Origin of the sequence: Heliorestis convoluta, from assembly GCF_009649955.1 — a bacterium.
GTDB lineage: Bacteria > Bacillota > Desulfitobacteriia > Heliobacteriales > Heliobacteriaceae > Heliorestis > Heliorestis convoluta.
On record NZ_CP045875.1, the window covers coordinates 853,311 to 868,128 of the forward strand.

Below are 14,818 nucleotides of genomic sequence, written 5' to 3' on the forward strand. Positions count from 1 at the left end.
TTTTCTTGTTGTCCCACTGCAACCAACAGAAGGGAGAGGGACATGTCATTAGCACATTGGTTACAACGCCTTTGGGAAAAAGGCGTGCTGCATCTACATAAACTGCTCTATCACTCCAAAGAAGAATTACAACTGAGCAACGAAACATTACAAGCCTTGCTAGTGATCGAAGAAAAAATGGCCACAGCAGGTGACAAAGGCATTCCTGTCGTCGGCCTCACACGACATATCGCCGACTCCATCGCACACCTCAAAAAAAGCAATATCATTGAAGTAGAATGCGAAGAAGGTCGCGCTTTCATTTCTTTTACACCCCTTTTTGCCAGGTTGCTCCAGAGCAAAGGAGGCCATTCCGAACTAGGCAAACAGTACCTGCAAATGTACGAAGAAATTCAAGAAGAAATGGGCCGCCTCGAAGACGTAAGAAACCGACAAGTCTTCGAACGGAACCAACTTCATGAAGAGCGCAAGGCAATGCTAGAAAAAGAAGAACGCCTCCATACCTGGGAAAAGGAACTACGAAAAAAAGAAAAAGAAATCCAAGAAGAGCAAAAAGAACTGATTCAAGAAGAAAAAAAATTACAAGAAAAAGCGCTTCATCTGGGAGAAGAAAAACTTCTCCTCGAAAAGGAAAGAAACGATCTAAATAATTTACGCCAAGAACTAAAAGAAGTAAAAGCCTACTTAGATCAACAATCAGCAACACGCAACCGCTCTTCTGTCGTTATACCCCTTTTTGAACAAGAAGAAAGCCAACTCTTGCAAATCGCTACATTCTTGCAGCAACAACGGGGACAAGCTGCCAACAAAGAAGAGATTCGAGAAATTGAAAAGCTTCAACAGCGCTACCGCTGGTCTCTCGAATTTACCTTGCGCTTTCTCAACCTAGCTTTCAAGCAAGGTCATCGCAGCGTAATAGAGTACCGTCGCCAGGCTGAAATGGTCTATCAGCGAGGTATCGAGACGATCGAAAAGCTCGAAGAATATTTTAATAAAAAATCATTTTTTGATGAAAAAATATCAGAAGTCTGGGTCACCTTAGGTAGCTCCATCCGGATCAACGATATCTTTATAGACATGTACAAAAAATGGTCACAGACCTGGGGCTTTTCTCACGAAGTAATCCTAAGAGCCTGTCAAGAAACATACAAAGGCGCTCAGAATCCCAACCTCAATTACGTCGACGCCATCTTGACGCGTTGGCGCCAAGCGGGCGTCCGTACAGTCCAAGAAGGGGAACGGGAAATAGAAAAGTTCAAACAACAACGCAATCGTAACTACCAAAGAAACAAAGCCACCATCGCCACCAGCAGCCCCTTATCAGGTGAAAACGTCGTACCCAAAAATGAAGAAGAAGCCAAAGCCTACGAACGCTTTCGCCATCTGTAGAGCAATCTGATAGATAGACAGGCCAAATCCAAAGAGGTGATCAGCACCCAATGATCGACCGCGATACAAAACGCCTACGCAAACAAGCCGAGCGGGACAGAAGAGTCGAAGAAATTTACCAAAAAGATAAAAAGCTCTATGAAATCGATCAAGCTTTGCGCCTTACAGGGATACAACTCCTTCAATTAGCCTTAGGTAAAATATCTCTACAAGAGCAAGAAGCGCTAAGTAAGAAACGGTCTCAACTAAGCGAGGAACGAGAAAAGCGGCTTAAAGCCTTAGGACTCGATCAAAAGCTCTACGAAGTACAGTGGGATTGCCCCCAGTGCCACGATCGAGGCTGGATTGACTTTGGCGTAAAATGCACCTGTCTCATTCAAGAAGAAATCAACACAGCCTTTGCGCAATCGGGACTTACAGAAGAAATGAAAGACCAAACTTTTGAGTCTTTTGATCTAACCTGGTATAAAGAACAAAGAGATGGATTGGCCCTCGCGCAGAAAATGGACAAGGTACTCGCCCTTTGCCGCAACTTTGCCCGTGAAGTAATCGCAGGAAAAAGGCAAAAAGATTTGCTTTTCTACGGCGCTGTAGGAACGGGCAAGACCCACCTTTCCAGCGCCATTGCCAATGCTGTCTTAGCAGAAGGCAAATCCGTCGTCTATCGCACGATCAGCCAAATTATCACCACCATCTACGAAGCCAAGTTCGACTTTCAGAATCAAGGTCGTCAACCAGAAGTACTCAAAGGGTTGCGCCAAGCTGATCTGGTGATCATTGACGACCTAGGAACTGAAAAAACAACGGAATTTGTCGTACAGGAGCTTTTTGAGTTGATAAACGATCGTCAGCGCATGGGCAAACCTCTATTAATCTCAACCAACATGGCTCTTCGAGATCTACCCAGTCGCTATAGCATGCGAACGGCCGATCGCCTGATTACGCGTTCAATTTGTATTCAATTCGAAGGCATGAGCATACGACAACTGAAGGCAGAAAAGTAGACGCCATAAAGTAGGTGAGTGTATTGTCTACGCAACAATCTTGGACTATCGGCATTGATGCTGGATCAACAGCCATCAAAATCGCTTTATACAACGGCCAGGATTTCTTTTGTGGACAAAGACCTTCTGGATGGAGCCCCCGTCAAGAAGCCCAAGAAATGCTTGACAAAGCAGTCAAAGAGCAAGTTGCAGCACCTTCAGAAGCAGAAAAAACGATCAAAGCCATCTACGCTACGGGCTACGGTCGTGTCAGTTTGCACTTTGCCAACAAAGCGATGACAGAAATTGCTTGTCACGGCAAAGGCGCTGCCTATCTAGCCAAGGAAGCGTTAGCATTAGAAAAAAGCCTGATCATTGATATAGGTGGCCAAGATGCCAAAGGCATTGTCATCAACAACCAAGGTCGCGTTTTAGACTTTGTCATGAATGACAAATGCGCCGCCGGTACAGGTCGGTTCTTGCAAGTAACAGCACAGGCTTTAGGCTTAGAAGTGACTGACTTATCCACGATCGCGGAAGAAGGAACTGATAGAGCCCACCCCATTAACGCCATGTGTACCGTTTTTGCTGAATCGGAAGTCATCGGTTTACTTCATAAAGGAATAAGTCGCCAAGCCATCGTTGCTGGCTTACATCAATCCATCGCGCGCCGCGTTGTCGCCATGGTAGCTCGATTGCTACCGAGAGAGGAAAGCCCTATACTATTTACAGGCGGTGTATCTTGTAATCAAAGCATTGCTAAGGCCATAGAAGCAGAATTACAACGACCAGTTATCGTTCCATCCCAAGCAACCTACGCTGGAGCCATTGGTGCAGCTTTATATGCTTGGGAAGATCAGAAAGGAGATTCACGAACTTGAGCCTATCTCGTCCTTTATCCATGGCCCACTTTGACATGGCCATACCTCACGCTGCCACATCCATCAAGCAAATGAAAGAAGCAGGCACCAAAGTTGTCGGACACTACTGTGTAATGGCACCGCAGGAACTTATTCTTGCAGCAGGTGCAGTTCCCATGGCCCTTTGCGCTACCAAAGAAGAACCGATTGCCGATGGCGAGAAAGCACTGCCTCGCAACTTCTGTCCTCTAATCAAATCCTCATACGGCTTTGCCATCACCGATAAATGCCCCTTTTTCCTCTATTCCGATTTGGTCATGGGAGAAACGACTTGTGACGGCAAAAAGAAAATGTTTGAACTCATGAGCCAATGTAAGCCCATGGTCGTCATGAACTTGCCACCAAGCTATGAGCGAGAAGCTGACAAAGCCTACTGGCTAACAGAAGTAGAACGAACAAAAGCAGTCTTAGAAGAACAATTTAACGTTACCATCACCGAAGAAGCCATTGTGGAAGCGACCAAAGTTCTTAATGCCGAGCGCCGTCTCGTACAAAGTCTAGCGAAAACAATGCAAGCTGATCCAGTGCCCTTAAGCGGCCTTGACTTATTAAAAGTACTCTGGTCTCGCAACTTCGTCTTTGACCGTGCAGAATTTGCCGCTCAAGTAGAAGAATTGATTGCCGAGCTAGAAGAACGAATTCAAAAAGGTGAAGGAGCCCTGCCCAAAGGCGCCAAACGCATCATCGTCACAGGCGTACCAACCGGATTGGGCGCAGAGAAAGTCCTCCGCCTCCTCGAAGAATCAGGCGCTGCCATTGTCTACATAGAAAACTGTGCCGGCATGAAACAATTCTTGACCGAAGTGGACGAATCAAAAGAACCGTTGCAAGGCGTTGCCGATAAATACCTAGCAACCCCCTGTTCCTGTATGAGCCCCAATAAGACGAGACTAGAACTATTGGCACAACTTGTCGATGAATACAACGCCGACGGCGTCGTAGACATTACCTGGCAAGGCTGTCACACCTACAACGTAGAATCAAGAATTCTACGAGAGTACCTCCAAGAGAAAAAAGGCACGCCCTTCCTCCACATAGAGACAGATTACTCACAAGGAGACAGCGAGCAACTGAAAACGCGCATCCAAGCCTTCTTGGAAATGATAGCCTAAAGAAAAAAGAGGCAATTTAAACAGCCCAATCATACTGTTTAAATTGCCTCTTTTATTTTTCATCAGAAAAGCACAAAAGAGGGTATAGTCAGACAAATTATGGTAAACTAGAAGTATTGTATTATTACTGTAGGAGGAAAAAGCGGTGAATGCCCTGGATATAGTCATACTGCTCATCGTCGCTTTTGCTTTTTATCGTGGCTTTCGCAAAGGCTTCCTTGCCACCTTACTAGGCGGAGGTGCCTTAATTTTCGCTTTTTTATTGGCCACCACAAGCTACCGATTCGTAGCCCATTGGCTAGATCAATGGCTAGGATCAGTAGAAGGAATCAAGAACTACCTAAGCCAAACCATAAATCTAACGATACCCTCAGCCCAAGTTCGCCTCGACGTAATACCCAGCCTGAACATGGATCTCATCCTCAAAGACCTATCGTTGCCGCAGTTTTATAAAGATGAAATGGCAAGACAACTTCAGGAACTTACCTTCGCCGTGCCTGTTAACATAGAGACACTATCAGAGCTAGTCTATCACTACCTCGCCAGCTCACTTTGGAACGGCCTCGTATTTGTCCTACTTATTATCACCATTACCTACAGTGCCAAACTTATCAGCAGAAGCTGGTTACGCTGGCGCGGAGAAGGCCTCGTCGGCCGAACCGATCAAATCTTAGGAGGCCTGCTCTTCGGAAGCGCCACAACAATCGTCCTCATTATCTTGCTCAATTGGTTCTACACAGGCCCATTAGAAAAAGCATCCCCCTTACGACTGGAAACAGAACCACTGCGAGCAAGCTCACAACTAATGCCCCACATTTATGAAAGCAGCGAGAAAATACGCAACCTTTACGGCGGCTTTACATTCAACCAATGGCAGGAAAAAGAATAAATGTCGCATACTAAAAAGATGCAAGTAATAATTAAACATTTTCGTTAACAAAGAAAGAAAGGCGGAATCACCCATGCCCGAAAAAGAAAACAAAAAGCAAAACAAAAACCAACTGTTCAGCAAACAAGAACCCCTCTGGGATCAAAAAGACAAAGATGAACGCAAAAAAATAATGGCCTTTGCAGAACGATATCGCCAATTTCTCTCCCAAGCCAAAACAGAGCGCTGGACCGTCGACTACTTTAAACAACGAGCCAAAGCGGAAAACTACCTTTCCTTTGAAGAGTTAGGTGACAAAGGATTGCGGCCAGGCGATCGGATCTACTTTGTCAATCGAAACAAAGCAATCATGCTCGTACAGATCGGACGTCGCCCCCTTTCAGAAGGGCTTTTTCTCGTGGGCGCCCATGTAGACGCGCCTCGCTTAGACTTAAAGCCGAACCCTCTCTATGAAGACGAAATGATGGCCCTATTCAAAACGCACTACTACGGCGGCATCAAAAAGTACCAATGGCTGGCCACACCACTGGCTTTGCATGGCGTCACCTACCTAAGCGACGGCACGGCCAAAGCCATTGTAATTGGCGAAGAAGAAAGCGATCCTGTCTTCACCATTACCGATTTACTACCCCATCTCGCCAAAGATCAAATGCAAAAAAAGATGCTGGAAGCCGTAGAAGGTGAAGGCCTCAACATTTTAGCCGGTGGCCTTCCCGGCAAAAAAGATAGCGACAAAGGGCAAGAAGAAAGAGTCAAAAAAGCCATCCTAGAGTTGCTCCAAGAAAAATACGACATGACGGAAGAAGATTTTCTCAGTTCTGAATGGCAAGCTGTACCAGCTGGAAAAGCCCGTGACATTGGCTTTGACCGTGCCTACATTGGCGGCTACGGGCAAGACGATCGCGTTTGCTGCTTCACAGCAGCAGAAGCCCTCTTTTCCCTCAAAGAAGTAGAAAGAACAGCTGTGGTACTCCTTGTCGACAAAGAAGAGACAGGATCAGACAGCAACACAGGCATGCGTTCTCGCTTCTTTGAACATGCTGTAGCCGAAATGGTCTACGCCACCTTGCCACAAGACGAACTAACACCACCAGAACTAATCAGTCGGCGTTGTCTTTTCGCCACCAGAGCGCTCTCAGCCGACGTAACAGTCGCCCTTGATCCCAACTATGAAGGCGTCCTAGACAAACGAAACGCTGCTAGAATGGGCTATGGTGTCTCCATCTCAAAATATACAGGCAGCCGAGGCAAATACGGTACATCAGAAGCAAATGCTGAATTTGTCAGTGAAATGCGCAGAATTTTTCAACAAGCAGGGATTGGATGGCAAAGTGGAGAATTGGGGAAAGTCGATCAAGGCGGCGGTGGCACCATTGCCCAGTTTCTCGCTGTCTACGGCATGGATGTTCTCGATTGTGGCGTCCCCTTGTTGAGCATGCATGCACCATTAGAGATTGCTCACAAAGCCGATATCTACGAAACCTACAAAGCCTATCAAGCCTTTTTACGGCCACTTTACCCTAGACGCGAAAGAATTTCTCCGTGGGAAGAATTTTCTATAGAGAAAGGAGTGGGATATAAATGAAAAAAACAGAAACCATGACATTACCAGAAAGCTATACTGTAGGATCTGAAGAAAGTATAACCAGTGTAGAAACAGATTTGGTTCTTCACAAAAGCACCATCTATTTCTTAAAAAGCGACAGCATCGGCCAGGGTAGTGAGGAATTGGGCAAAGTCCTGATCAAATCATTTTTTTACACCCTAGCCGAAGCGGATCAAGTCCCAGGAACTATTATCCTTCTGAACAGAGCCGTACTTCTAGCCTGCGAGGAATCGCCAGTACTAGAAAGCTTACTAGCTCTTGAAGAAAGAGGAACACAGATCCTCTCCTGCGGCACTTGTCTTGATTATTACAAAATGAAAGAAAAAGTAGTGAGCGGCAAAGTTAGCAATATGTACACCCTTGTTGAACTCTTAAACAGTGCCACCAAAGTCGTCTCTCTCTAAGTGGGTGAAAGATCTTGGAAGAAAGAATTCCCTGGTGGCGACAACTTTTTTTTATCAAGCCAAAGAAAAAAGAAGGCCTAGACCTGGTCAAAGATCTATGGCATAAGCTTCAAAAAGGAATTGCACCAACGAAAGAAGAACTATCAAGACTGAAAAAAGCATCTTTAGAACAGCGAGCGCGCTGGTGGCGAGAAGCAATTTCACACTCCGCCATGAATGAACTATCAGCGCCTTCGCAAGACGCTTTTGACGCAGCCAGTGCTGCTTGGCGCTTTGCTCGTATTCTTGGATTGGAAACATACTGGCTTACGCTCCTACAAGCACCAGGTCATCAACAAAAAGAAGAACTTCTTGATATTATCGGCAGGCTACCAGTACCAGAAGCGCTACCCTTGCTCAAGAAAGCTGTATTCGATCACACACCTTCTGTCGGCTTAACTGCCGCAATGTTACTAGCACAGCGACCGGAGGAAGAAGTGACGACTTTTTTTCTTGACATACTTCATCAAGAGGGAGGTCCTTGGATGGACCGAGCCGCACGAGCTTTGTCGGTTCGAAGAAACCTAAAAGGACAAGCCATCTGGAAAAGTTTATTTCATCTGACAAAGCATCAAAGAGAAGAAATACGCTTGCGAGCTTGGGAAGTCATTACGTCCTTTGGGCCGCCAACAGAGCAAGAAGAGTGGGAAGGCATCGATCATGCGCTGCGACGAGGTCTCGATGATGAAAGTGAAAAAGTACGAGCCCAAGTTGCAGAAACAGTAGGTGTTTTAGCAAGGCCCCGTCTAGTTGAAGCGCTTGTGGAGCGAATCGAAGATGTTGACGGCAGAGTTCGCGCTGAGGCAGCCCGCTCTCTAGGCCGCCTAGGAACGCTGGAACTGCTGCCCCCGCCTTGTCAAGAAAAAGCACAGCAAGCCTTACAGCGAGCTTTAGAAGATGAAGATTACAGAGTGAATGGTTGCGCGCACCAAGCTTTACAAACGATGATGCGAGCCCTCTAGCACAACGAATGGAAGAAGGTGATTCTTGTGGCACACTATGCTGTAGGCGATCGAGTTCGAATGCGCAAAAATCACCCCTGTGGCTCTGCAGAATGGGAAATTACTCGGACAGGCATGGATTTTCGAATTCGTTGTCTCGGATGCAATCATCAAGTTATGTTACCGCGGCAGAAATTTGAAAAAGCCGTCAAAACAGTTCTCTCCCGAGCAGGAGAAGAGCCATCAAAAAGCCAATAAAAAAAGCACAGCCCGGCATCTTGCCAGGATGTGCCTTTTTCTTTTTGGGGCATACTATATAGACAGATAGATAAAGTCCTAGACCCATCAATGATTGAGGTGAGAAAAGTGACCCAACTACGAAAGGACCTCCTGCTGTTGCTCATGGAAGTAGCTGCAGAAATGCGCTGGGAAAAAGAAGACAAAGCAGCGAAAGAAAAAAAAGAACAACTTTTGCAAGCGAAGCATCAACAAGCAAAAGTTGATCATTATAAAACTGAGCAAGAAAAGCTTGATGAAAGTGGACCACCCATTCCTACAGGGAAAATAGAAGAACCACCAAGCCATCTTGAACAATCAACGCCTTAAAGCGCCATTATTTTACATTTTCCTGTTTATACTTAGTAATACCTCTTACGACTAAAACCACCAAAAATCCAATACAGAACTAAGCCAATAATGATGATGGCAATAATTCCGTCAAAACCTTTACCGAAACCACCGCAATGGCTCATGATAGCACCCCCTTGTTGAATCGATATATAACAAAGTATGCAAAGAGCCAACTTATGGAAACTACAAAAACCCATGGCAATCTTAGACAAAACATAACATTTTTCCTTGCATTCAGACGCACCTTGGACTACACTAAGGCTACAATGAAATACAAGTTGTTGGAGATGATCTTGTGGCAGTTCAAGCAGGCATAGTCGGATTACCCAATGTAGGAAAATCAACCTTATTTAATGCAATCACCAAAGCAGGCGCTGAAGCAGCCAATTACCCCTTCTGCACCATTGAGCCCAACGTTGGCATCGTAGAAGTACCCGATCCCAGGTTGGACAAGCTTACAGAAATGGTGCAACCTCAAAAGGTTGTGCCGGCTGTTGTGCGCTTCGTTGATATAGCTGGTTTGGTTCGAGGCGCTTCTAAGGGAGAAGGTCTAGGTAATAAATTTTTATCGCACATTCGAGAAGTCGATGCTGTTGTCCACGTTGTTCGGTGCTTTGAAGATTCCAACGTAACCCATGTAGACGGTAAAGTATCACCCCTTCGAGATATTGAGACCATCGAGCTAGAACTGATTCTAGCTGATCTAGACGCCGTAGAGCGGAAAATGGAGAGGGTTCAGAAGCTACTCAAGTCGCAAGACAAAAAAGCGATAGCAGAAATGAATGTGTTGAAGAAGCTACAAGCTGCCTTTGAAGAAGAAATACCAGCTCGCGCCTTAGAGTGGGACGATGAAGAACGAGAAATTGTCAAAGGGCTTTTCTTACTCACTAGTAAGCCTGTTCTCTATGTGGCCAACGTATCTGAAAGTGAAGTCAGTGGGCCTGACAATTCGATGGTACAAGAAGTCAAAGCAAAAGCAGAGCGAGAAGGCGCTGCTGTCGTTGTAATTTGCGCCAAGATTGAAGCAGAAATCGCTGAATTGACGGATCCAGAAGAAAGAGCCATGTTCTTAGCGGAACTAGGATTGGAAGAATCAGGTCTTGATCGCCTTGTGCGTGAAACCTATGCCCTCCTTGGCTTAATTACCTACTTTACCGCAGGCGTACAAGAAGTCCGTGCTTGGACCATTCGTCGGGGGATGAAAGCACCACAAGCAGCCGGTGTAATTCATACAGACTTTGAACGGGGCTTTATCCGCGCCGAAACAATCGGCTATGACGACTTAATGGCAGCAGGCAGTCAAGTGGCAGCACGAGAAAAAGGCGTACAGCGTCTCGAAGGCAAAGAATATGTCGTAAAAGACGGTGACGTCATTCATTTCCGATTTAACGTGTAGGAATTGAAACGTATTAAGAACTTACAAGAACCGTAAGAGGCAAGAAAGGGGCATCTTTTATGTTGAACCGAGTCATACTCATTGGAAGACTTGGCCAGGACCCTGAGCTAAGGCACACCAACAGCGGAACGCCCGTCTGCTCTTTTAGCATCGCCGTAGATCGACCGCAAGGTCAGTCGCAGCGACAAGCCGGTGCAGAAAAAGTTACAGACTGGATTAATATTGTCGTCTGGAATCAGCAGGCCGTCGTCTGCTCTCAGTACCTACATAAAGGTCGCCTGGTAGCCATTGACGGACGACTGCAGATTCGCACTTGGACAGATCAACAAAGTGGTCAGAAAAGAAGCGCTGCCGAAGTTGTTGCTGAATCGGTTCGCTTTCTAGAACGAGGCGAAAATCAGGCTATGGGAGGTTATAACAGACAAGCCTACCCTGGTGGTCAACCTTCTTACCCCGCCAATCCTCCGTACCCAGGGCCTGGCGCAGCTGGACAAGGAAGTTCTTTCCAGGCGGCACCTCCATCGCCTTATGGGAACAGCCCCTATCAGCCGGCAGCACCGATGGGAGCGGGCAATCCTTCGGGACAAGATTTTCCCAACAATTTTGGCAGCGAAATATCCTTTCCTGACAATGATTACCCAGATAGAGATTTCCAAGAAAAAGATGACAAAGAGGACGATCTACCCTTCTAATTCACTACAAAACAACTAGGCGTTTTTGGTGTCATAGCAGTTACAAGAACTCCCTGCAAGGCAAATAGATCTTGCAGGGGGTTTTCTACTTGTGCAAAAGGGCAAAAAAGGTATAAAATGTAGTAAGACTAATTTCAAAGCTCTGTGGAAAAATAAGGATAAGTGACTCTGTAGCTGGGTCAGGGAGCAGAAGTGCTCCCTTTTTTTCTAAACCTACGGAAGGAAGGATAAATGTGCATCTTCCCCGAATAGGTCTTTATGAAGAGGTGACAAGAAAATGCAAGCACGTGGAGTAATAGAAAGTACTTTTTTAGCCATACTTACCGCTCTTTTGGCTATACTAGGCCTCGTCTTCCTTCCGCTTTCTCCGCTGATTAGTCTGATCTGGACCATTCCAATTGTCGTCGTTCTCGTTCGTCATGACTGGACAGCGGGACTGTTTGCCCTCAGTCTTTCCACTGTTATTGTGGCTATGCTACTGGGCCCCGTAACTGCTTTAATGATGCTACTTTTATACGGAGGCCTGTCCGTTGCCTATGGTTATGCTTTTCGGAACTTATGGACGACTTTTCGAGCAGCCTTGCTCGGTCTTCTTGTATCCATTTTGTCTACCGCTTTATTTGTTCTCGCTGGAATCTTTTTAGCTGGATTTAGTCTTGCAGAATTAGAAGCACAGGTAACCCAATCGGTCGATGAAGTCATTGAGTTTTATCGTACGACGGGCTTGCTTGATCAATATGTAGAGCAAGGCATCACAGAAGAAGTTATGCGAGAACTCTTCACCGATTTTCTCACCTTGCTTACCAACATGTTGCCGAGCATTTTAATTATATATAGCTCTTTTGTAGCTCTTATTAATTTGCTACTGGCTCGCTGGGTTGTACGCAAGCTTACCTTGCCCGTCCCTGCCCTCACGCCTTTTAAAGACTGGCGCCTACCCTGGCCTGTTGTCTGGGTTGTAATTGCTGCCTTAGCGGCTTTACTGGCGGGAGACTACTGGGATATTAACGGGCTTAGCCTAGTGGGGCTGAATCTCCTTTATGTAATTTACCCTGTACTCTTAGTTCTAGGTATAGCTCTTATCATTTACATCCTTGATCGTTTGCCCTATGCGCCTGTTGTCTGGGTTTTCTTAACCTTCTTTACACTTGTTTTTTTCAAAGGCATGATGATTTTCTTGGCTACCCTGGCTGTCTTTGATCTTCTCTTTGATTACCGGGCCACCTTTGACAAATACATGGATTCAAAGAATTAGATCTGGAGAGAAGGTGAAACTCTGGTGTTTCGAAAGTACAAGCGTCAGCTCTTATGGCTTGCCGGTCTTTTTGCCATCGCCATGGCAGCTCTGCTCATTACAGTGCTCGCATCCTGGCATCACTGGGCCGCTGGCGTTGCTGTGCTTGTAATAGCACTAGGCGGACTGGCTCTCTTAGATCAGACGCAGCGCGTCAAAGGAGATCTGGAAGAGACCATAGAAAAAATGGAGGAAAAAATCGAACTCGCTCACGTGGAGCTCCTATCCCATCTGCCTGTTGGCCTTGCCTACATTGATGCAGGTGGTTACCTGATCTGGCACAATCCCGAGCTAGGTCGCATCCTAGGTCGAGAAGGGCAGAAATTGCAAGGAAAAATACGCAATTACTTACCAGAGCTACACTTCAAGAAGAACTCTCGTTTTAGCGAACTCCTCTCCTCCCGCCTTGTAATTGGCGAAAGACTGATGAAAGTATCCCTCTATCCAGGTCCAGGCAAAGAAGCACGCATTCTTACTTTTGACGATGTAACAGAACTCGATCAACGTGTAGCCCGAGAAGAAGGACCTGTCATCGGCATCTGTCTCATCGACAACTTTGCCGAAGCTGTCTTGCCTTTAGAAGAAGAAGACAAATCGGCCGTGCTGGCAGAAATCGACAAAATCCTCGGCGAGTGGGCCTTGAGCATGGACGTATTCTTACGCAAATTTGCCGAAGATCGCTACGTTTTACTGATGACAGGATCGAGCCTCCGTCATTGCCAGGCCCATAGCTTCGAAATCCTCGATCGAATTCGCACCATTGAACGGGCCAATAAGATTCCAGTAACCTTAAGCATTGGTATCGGTGCCGCTGAAGAATCGATGGTCGATCTAGGCAGACTGGCACGGACGGCTGTAGACCTAGCCTTAGGCCGTGGCGGCGATCAAGTCGTTGTTAAAACAGTAGAAAAAGTATACTTTTACGGTGGCAATACGGAAGCCGTTGAAAAAAGAACTCGAGTTCGGGTGCGAGTCGTTGCTCGCTCCCTAAAAACTTAATCTACAGTGCGGAAAACATCATTGTCATGGGCCATGAAAACGCCGATCTAGATGCCGCCGGGGCCGCTTTCGGTTTGGCACGAGCCATTAAAGCTATGGGCAAGCCCGTCACCATTCACCTCGACAACCGAGGCGGTGCCCTAGAAAACCTTTTTCAGCTAATACAAAAAAACGAGAGCTTAGCAAAGCTTCTCGTCACTGGCGAAGAAGCGCTTGCCTCCGCCGGAGAAGGTACCTTGCTGATTGTCGTTGATACCCATAAGCCCTCCCTTTTGCCCGTACAATCGATCCTAAAAAAAGTCGACAAAGTTGCTATTATCGATCACCATCGTCGAGGTACCGAATCCATTGAACCAAACAGCCTGCTCTACATCGAAGCCTATGCTTCATCCACCTGTGAACTCGTCGCCGAATTGATTCAATACCTCGACGAAGAAATAGAACTCGGTAGACTCGTCGCTTCCGCACTCTTAGCAGGTATCACCGTTGACACAAAGAATTTTGCCTTTATGACAGGTGCTAGAACCTTTGAAGCCGCCTCTTACTTACGCAGAAGCGGTGCAGAACCACAACTTGTGCAAGCCATCTTACGAGATCCCCTCGATACAGTCGTACGCCGAGCTGCCATTATCAAAGACGCAGAAGTCTACTACGACAACATAGCCATAGCCATACAACCAGAACAAACAACACGCTCAGCCGTCATAGCTGCCCAAGCCGCTGATGCACTCCTAGAAGTGGCCGATATCAAAGCATCCTTCGTATTGCGCCCAGAAGGCAAAGGAACAGCCATCTCAGCGCGCTCTCATAATGAAATCAACGTCCATGCCATTATGGAACGCCTCGGCGGAGGCGGTCACCTCACCATAGCGGGGGCCCAACTGCCAGATTGCACACCCCAAGAGGCAAAAGAACAGTTAGTTAGAGCCATCGAAGACTATTTTCAACAAGAAGAATAAACAATTAGCATCACCATAAGGAGGCAAAAACCATGAAAGTAATCCTACAAGAAGACGTAAAAAAACTAGGCAAAAAAGGCGACATCGTCGAAGTCAAAGAAGGCTACGGACGTAACTTCCTCATGGCCCGCGGTCTCGCTTTGGAAGCGAATAAAGGAAATATGAACACCTTAGAAAGACAAAAAGCCAACGAAGCAAAACGAAAAGAAGAAGAACTAGCAGCCGCAAAAGCCCTGGGCCAGAAACTACAAGGAATTACAGTGACCATCAAAGCCAAAGCAGGCGACGGTGGACGTCTTTTTGGTGCTGTTACGAACAAAGAGATCGCCGAGACTTTGCAGAAAGAGAAAGGGCTCAAGATTGATAAGCGGAAGTTAGAACTAAAGCAGCCCATTAAAGCTTTGGGGCTTTACACCATCACCGTTAAAATTCACCCTGCTGTCTCTGAGGAACTAAAAGTGCAAGTTATCTCCGAATAATATCATAGAGCGTTCTTTTTAAGGAGCGATCGACCAGGACAAGGGGGATCGTTGAGTCACAAAAGGCTCGACCTGACAAAAGAGAT

The 14,818-nt window shown here is 46.4% G+C and carries 16 protein-coding genes; all 16 read left to right on the forward strand.

Annotated features, from left to right (window positions below):
• The first annotated feature begins 42 nt into the window (after positions 1 to 42).
• Positions 43 to 1,389 carry a DnaD domain-containing protein gene (locus FTV88_RS03995; RefSeq protein WP_153724501.1) on the forward strand — a complete coding sequence of 449 codons (1,347 nt, stop codon included), beginning with the start codon at positions 43 to 45 and terminating at the stop codon, positions 1,387 to 1,389.
• Between the two features lie 50 nt (positions 1,390 to 1,439).
• Positions 1,440 to 2,393 carry an ATP-binding protein gene (locus FTV88_RS04000; protein ID WP_153724502.1) on the forward strand — a complete coding sequence of 318 codons (954 nt, stop codon included), beginning with the start codon at positions 1,440 to 1,442 and terminating at the stop codon, positions 2,391 to 2,393.
• A gap of 23 nt (positions 2,394 to 2,416) precedes the next feature.
• On the forward strand, positions 2,417 to 3,253 hold the full coding sequence (locus FTV88_RS04005; RefSeq protein WP_153726498.1) for an acyl-CoA dehydratase activase: 837 nt from the start codon (positions 2,417 to 2,419) through the stop codon (positions 3,251 to 3,253).
• A complete protein-coding gene (locus FTV88_RS04010; protein ID WP_368277487.1) occupies positions 3,250 to 4,404 on the forward strand; it encodes a double-cubane-cluster-containing anaerobic reductase in 1,155 nt (384 codons plus the stop codon). Before FTV88_RS04005 ends, FTV88_RS04010 begins: the two co-directional genes overlap by 4 nt.
• A gap of 145 nt (positions 4,405 to 4,549) precedes the next feature.
• The gene (locus FTV88_RS04015; protein WP_153724503.1) at positions 4,550 to 5,293 is read left to right on the forward strand and encodes a CvpA family protein; all 744 of its coding nucleotides are present in this window, start codon (positions 4,550 to 4,552) and stop codon (positions 5,291 to 5,293) included.
• A gap of 73 nt (positions 5,294 to 5,366) precedes the next feature.
• Positions 5,367 to 6,878 carry an aminopeptidase gene (locus FTV88_RS04020; RefSeq protein WP_153724504.1) on the forward strand — a complete coding sequence of 504 codons (1,512 nt, stop codon included), beginning with the start codon at positions 5,367 to 5,369 and terminating at the stop codon, positions 6,876 to 6,878.
• The gene (yedF, locus tag FTV88_RS04025; RefSeq protein ID WP_153724505.1) at positions 6,875 to 7,303 is read left to right on the forward strand and encodes a sulfurtransferase-like selenium metabolism protein YedF; all 429 of its coding nucleotides are present in this window, start codon (positions 6,875 to 6,877) and stop codon (positions 7,301 to 7,303) included. The genes FTV88_RS04020 and yedF overlap by 4 nt, the downstream gene beginning before the upstream one ends.
• Before the next feature lie 14 nt (positions 7,304 to 7,317).
• A complete protein-coding gene (locus tag FTV88_RS04030) occupies positions 7,318 to 8,304 on the forward strand; it encodes a HEAT repeat domain-containing protein (protein ID WP_153724506.1) in 987 nt (328 codons plus the stop codon).
• 27 nt (positions 8,305 to 8,331) lie between these two features.
• A complete protein-coding gene (locus tag FTV88_RS04035; RefSeq protein WP_170285769.1) occupies positions 8,332 to 8,541 on the forward strand; it encodes a DUF951 domain-containing protein in 210 nt (69 codons plus the stop codon).
• Between the two features lie 108 nt (positions 8,542 to 8,649).
• Positions 8,650 to 8,889 (forward strand): hypothetical protein, encoded by a 240-nt coding sequence (locus FTV88_RS04040; RefSeq protein ID WP_162007889.1) that lies wholly within the window; start codon positions 8,650 to 8,652, stop codon positions 8,887 to 8,889.
• Between the two features lie 319 nt (positions 8,890 to 9,208).
• Positions 9,209 to 10,309, forward strand: coding sequence for a redox-regulated ATPase YchF (gene ychF / locus FTV88_RS04045; RefSeq protein ID WP_153724508.1), 1,101 nt, complete (start codon positions 9,209 to 9,211; stop codon positions 10,307 to 10,309).
• Positions 10,310 to 10,368: 59 nt separating this feature from the next.
• Positions 10,369 to 11,001: a single-stranded DNA-binding protein gene (locus FTV88_RS04050; RefSeq protein WP_153724509.1), complete on the forward strand. Its 633-nt coding sequence runs from the start codon at positions 10,369 to 10,371 to the stop codon at positions 10,999 to 11,001.
• Between the two features lie 277 nt (positions 11,002 to 11,278).
• Positions 11,279 to 12,256, forward strand: coding sequence for a YybS family protein (locus FTV88_RS04055; protein WP_153724510.1), 978 nt, complete (start codon positions 11,279 to 11,281; stop codon positions 12,254 to 12,256).
• 24 nt (positions 12,257 to 12,280) lie between these two features.
• Positions 12,281 to 13,294, forward strand: a complete 1,014-nt coding sequence (locus FTV88_RS04060; protein WP_153724511.1) for a GGDEF domain-containing protein — start codon at positions 12,281 to 12,283, stop codon at positions 13,292 to 13,294.
• 26 nt (positions 13,295 to 13,320) lie between these two features.
• Complete coding sequence (locus FTV88_RS04065; RefSeq protein WP_153724512.1) at positions 13,321 to 14,253, forward strand: DHH family phosphoesterase; 933 nt, start codon at positions 13,321 to 13,323, stop codon at positions 14,251 to 14,253.
• A 32-nt stretch (positions 14,254 to 14,285) separates the two neighbouring features.
• The gene (gene rplI / locus FTV88_RS04070) at positions 14,286 to 14,732 is read left to right on the forward strand and encodes a 50S ribosomal protein L9 (RefSeq protein WP_153724513.1); all 447 of its coding nucleotides are present in this window, start codon (positions 14,286 to 14,288) and stop codon (positions 14,730 to 14,732) included.
• Positions 14,733 to 14,818: the final 86 nt, after the last annotated feature.